The following is a 4152-nucleotide window of genomic DNA, read 5'->3' on the forward strand; positions in this document are numbered from 1 at the left end:
CCACTCCGTCGATATCATCTTTGCCGATCCGCCATATAATCTCCAGCTCGGCGGAACGCTGCATCGTCCCGACCAGTCGCTGGTCGATGCGGTCGACGACGAATGGGATCAGTTCGCCTCCTTCGAGGCCTATGATGCCTTCACCCGTGCCTGGCTGCTGGCCTGCCGCCGCGTGCTGAAGCCGACAGGCTCGATCTGGGTGATCGGCTCCTACCACAATATCTTCCGTGTCGGCGCCACGCTGCAGGATCTGAATTTTTGGATCCTCAACGACATCATCTGGCGCAAGACCAACCCGATGCCGAATTTCAAGGGCCGCCGTTTCCAGAACGCCCATGAGACGATGATCTGGGCAAGCCCCAGCGCCAAGGCCAAGGGCTATACCTTCAATTACGATGCGCTGAAGGCCGCCAATGACGACGTGCAGATGCGCTCCGACTGGCTGTTCCCGATCTGCAACGGCAGCGAACGGCTGAAGGGCGAGGACGGCAAGAAGGCGCATCCGACGCAGAAGCCGGAAGCGCTGCTCGCCCGCGTCATCATGGCCTCGACCAAGCCCGGCGATATCGTGCTCGATCCCTTCTTCGGCTCGGGAACGACGGGCGCCGTCGCCAAGCGTCTCGGCCGCCACTTCGTCGGTATCGAGCGCGAACAGGATTATATCGATGCGGCCTCGGCTCGCATCGCCGCCGTCGAGCCGCTCGGCAAGGCGGAACTGACCGTCATGACCGGCAAGAAGGCCGAAGTCCGCGTCGCCTTCAACGTGCTTGTTGAAAGCGGCCTGATCAAGCCCGGCCAGGTGCTGACCGACGCCAAGCGCCGCTATAGCGCGATTGTCCGCGCCGACGGCACGGTCGCTTCCGGCGGCGAGGCCGGCTCTATTCATCGTCTCGGCGCCAAGGTGCAGGGTCTCGATGCATGCAACGGATGGACCTTCTGGCATTTCGAAGAAGGGCAGTCCCTGCGCCCGATCGACGATCTCAGGTCCGTCATCCGCAGTGATCTGGCAAAGGCGTAGTGAGCAGCGCCTCTGACGGATCGAAACCACCTTCTTCCGATTTCCCTCCAGTTGCGGAAGAAGACCAAGGCGCCCGGGGTCAAACCCGGGCGTCCTCTATTCAGAGCAATTCCAGCAAAAGTGTGCAGCGGTTTTGCGTCCGGAATGCGTAAAACAAGAAATCCTGATCAGAATTCCTGGTAATCGGTGACCTCGACCCTTGTGACGCGGCCTTCTGCGTTGAAGGTGATGGTCTCCTCACCCTCGCGGATCAGCGGCTTGCCCGTCTTGCTGTGGGTGGCGCGCACCGACCAGACCGATCGGCCGGAGAGCGGCGTCAACGTTTCCACCAGCGAATTTTCTGCCGTCTGATCGGGATAGTCGTCGAAATAACGCCGGAAGGCAGCCATGATTTCGACGCGGCCGGTGAGATCGCCGACGCCGTTCGAGACATAGGTCGCATCCTCGGCGAAATAGGCCTCGATCGCCGGAAAATCGAGGGCGTTGATCGCAGCGTGGAAGAGTTCGATTTGCTTTGCCGGGTCGAAAGCCATGGGTCTCAGACCTTCACCCCATAGCCGGCGAGATCGCTGCGCAATTTGTCGGCGCCTGAGAACAGCACCGCATTCCAGCCGAAGGCCTTGGCGCCTTCGACATTGACCGGCGCGTCGTCGATGAAGATCGTCGCTGCCGGATCGAGACCGAAACTTTTCGTATGCGTCTCGTAGATGGCGATATCGGGCTTGATCAGGCCGACATCGCCGGAAACGGTGACGCCGCGCGGTTTGGTCAAGAAGGGGAAGCGCGCCTGCGCCTCGCGGAAGGTGTCGGAGGCAAAGTTGGTCAGCATCGTCACGTCGCGCCCCTCGGCAATCAGCCCTTCCATGATCGCGACGCTGTCATCATAAGCGTGCGGCACCATCTCGTGCCAATATTTGCGGAAGGCGCGGATATGCTCTTCGCGGGCGGGGTGCTGTTTTATCAGCAGCGCTTCGGCCTCCGCCCAGCTGCGGCCGCGGTCCTGCTCGATGTTCCAGTCATGGGTGCAGATATTGGCGAAGAACCAGTTGCGCTCGGTCTCGTCAGGAATGAGGCGGCTGAAGGGAAGATGCGGATCGTAATGAATAAGGACTTTGCCGATGTCGAAAACGATATGTCTTATGTCGGTGGTCATGGTCATCCCTTGGATGTTTTAAACGCGAGAGGAATAGCCGCTGCGATCGCTTTTTTCATGATTGTTGGTAAGGCCTGGGCTTCAAGATTTGTAACCGGCTCCCACCATCCGTCATTCCGGCCGTCATCCATGGCGACCTTGGCAGCGATGGCAGCACGCCAGATCGAAAGCCTGAGCTCGAAATGGGTAAAGACATGGATGACGGTGCCAGAGGCCTGCCATGCCGCATCGAAGGGCGCGGCATCAGCCGAGGTCTCGCCGTCGATGCGCGCCGTCCACGCCGTCGTCGGCACCTCGGTCATGCCGCCGAGCAGGCCGCTGTCGATGCGCCGCCGCAACAGGATTTCGCCATCGGCGGTGACCGCGATGAAGGCCGCGCCGTATCTGACCGGCTTCTCCTTCTTCGCCGCCTTGACCGGAAAGAGCTCGGGATCGGAAAGTTTGAGTGCCTCGCAGGCACCCCGGAACGGACAGAGTGAACAGGCCGGCCGCTTCGGCGTGCAGATCGTGGCGCCGAGATCCATCATCGCCTGGGCGAAATCGCCGGGCCGATCGGCAGGCGTTAACAGCGCCACCTTCTGCTTCATCGCGGGCTTGGCGGCTGGAAGCGGCGTAGCGATCGCATAGAGCCTGGAGATCACCCGCTCGACATTGCCGTCCATGACAGCCGCCTGGCGGTCAAAGGCGATGGCTGCGACGGCGGCTGCCGTATAGTCGCCGATGCCCGGCAGGGATCTGAGACCTTCTTCGGTATCGGGAAAGACGCCGCCATGCTCGTTCGCCACCGCTTCGGCGCATTTCTTCAGGTTGCGGGCCCGTGCGTAATAGCCAAGCCCCGCCCAGGCGGCCATCACCGCGTCGGTCTCGGCTGCGGCAAGATCGGTCACCTCGGGCCAGCGCTGCAGAAACCGCTCGAAATAGGGTTTGACCGCCTGCACCGTCGTCTGCTGCAGCATCACCTCGGACAGCCAGACGCGATAGGGATCGGCCTTGACGCCGCGGGCCGCCATGCCGGGCGCCACACGCCAGGGCAGGTCGCGGTGGTGGCGATCGTACCAGTCGAGCAGGGGCTTGGCGGAGGGCGTGTCGAGTGTGGTGATCGTCATGATTTGCCGCGATGGGGGGAAGTGCCTATACTTGGCGAAGCAATGCCGCGCGATCAAGTCGCCTGTGCGAATTGGCATGCGAATTGGCGGCGTCGCTGAAGGGTTTCGATGAGTTATCCACGCAAAGGTGCAAAGCAGATTTCCGAGCTGGCGAACGGGCTGATCGATCCCGTGCTTGCGAGGCGCGCCGGCATCAACACGGCTCTGCTCGGCTCGTGGAGTGAAATTGCCGGCGAGGATTTCGCCGATTGCACCCGGCCGGAAAAGATCGCCTGGGCCCGCGGCGGCAATGAGACCGGCGGCTTCCGCCCCGGTGTGCTGACAATTGCCTGCGAAGGCGCACGCGCGCTGTTCCTCACCCATGCCCAGGGCGAACTCATCCAGCGCATCAACAGCTTCTTCGGCTTTGCCGCCGTCCACCAGATCCGCATCGTTCAGAAGCCGGTCTCCCAAGCCATCCGCCGCTCCCGCACCCCACCACCGCTGAAGGGCGAAGCCGCCCGCAAGCTCGAAGGCATGATGGAGGGGATCGAGAACGACAAGCTGCGGCAGGCGATCCAGCGATTGGGGACCGCGGTGATGGGGAAGCGGGGAAATCAACGCTGATGAGCAAAACGCCCAACTTGACCGGCAACACCAAGGCCGGCGGCCTGACTCAAGCCAGCGCCGAAAAGATCAGTGCGGTTGACGGCCTGGTCCTTAGCCCGCGCATGCGCAAGCTCCTCGCCGAGACCACGGATCAGCCGGCCGAAGAACGTCGCCAGGCGATCCGCGCGCAGTTCGCCCGGAAAGAAGGTGCGACCGACGAAATCATGCGTCGAAAAATCCGCGAGGCGATCGATGATCCGGGTTCGGATATCGATGCCGATATGGCC

At 62.2% G+C, this 4152-nt stretch carries 5 protein-coding genes and 1 pseudogene; 3 read left to right on the forward strand and 3 right to left on the reverse strand.

The features are described from left to right. The coding region (locus HX899_RS24105; protein ID WP_181293590.1) for a site-specific DNA-methyltransferase at window positions 1–1018 on the forward strand (1018 nt) is incomplete at its 5' end. A gap of 167 nt (window positions 1019–1185) precedes the next feature. Here the strand turns inward: HX899_RS24105 and HX899_RS24110 are convergent. The 3 genes from HX899_RS24110 to mutY are packed head-to-tail and all read right to left on the reverse strand — an operon-like array spanning window position 1186 to window position 3277. Beyond that, on the reverse strand, window positions 1186–1551 hold the full coding sequence (locus HX899_RS24110; protein ID WP_138328771.1) for a nuclear transport factor 2 family protein: 366 nt from the start codon (window positions 1549–1551) through the stop codon (window positions 1186–1188). 5 nt (window positions 1552–1556) lie between these two features. Further along, window positions 1557–2171, reverse strand: coding sequence for an HAD family phosphatase (locus HX899_RS24115; RefSeq protein WP_171599180.1), 615 nt, complete (start codon window positions 2169–2171; stop codon window positions 1557–1559). Between the two features lie 2 nt (window positions 2172–2173). Beyond that, entirely contained in the window at window positions 2174–3277 is a 1104-nt protein-coding gene (mutY, locus tag HX899_RS24120; protein WP_181293591.1) for an A/G-specific adenine glycosylase, read from the reverse strand. 108 nt (window positions 3278–3385) lie between these two features. On the opposite strand from mutY, the gene HX899_RS24125 reads away from it, so the two are divergent. Together HX899_RS24125 and HX899_RS24130 are read left to right on the forward strand one after the other, a co-directional pair. Then, window positions 3386–3883 carry a DUF721 domain-containing protein gene (locus HX899_RS24125; protein ID WP_018069144.1) on the forward strand — a complete coding sequence of 166 codons (498 nt, stop codon included), beginning with the start codon at window positions 3386–3388 and terminating at the stop codon, window positions 3881–3883. Beyond that, window positions 3883–4068: pseudogene (locus tag HX899_RS24130) on the forward strand (hypothetical protein); the annotation flags it as partial. The gene HX899_RS24125 and the pseudogene HX899_RS24130, both read left to right, overlap by 1 nt. Window positions 4069–4152: the final 84 nt, after the last annotated feature.

It is taken from the genome of Rhizobium sp. WYCCWR 11146, from assembly GCF_013591995.1.
In the GTDB taxonomy this organism is placed as follows: domain Bacteria; phylum Pseudomonadota; class Alphaproteobacteria; order Rhizobiales; family Rhizobiaceae; genus Rhizobium; species Rhizobium indicum.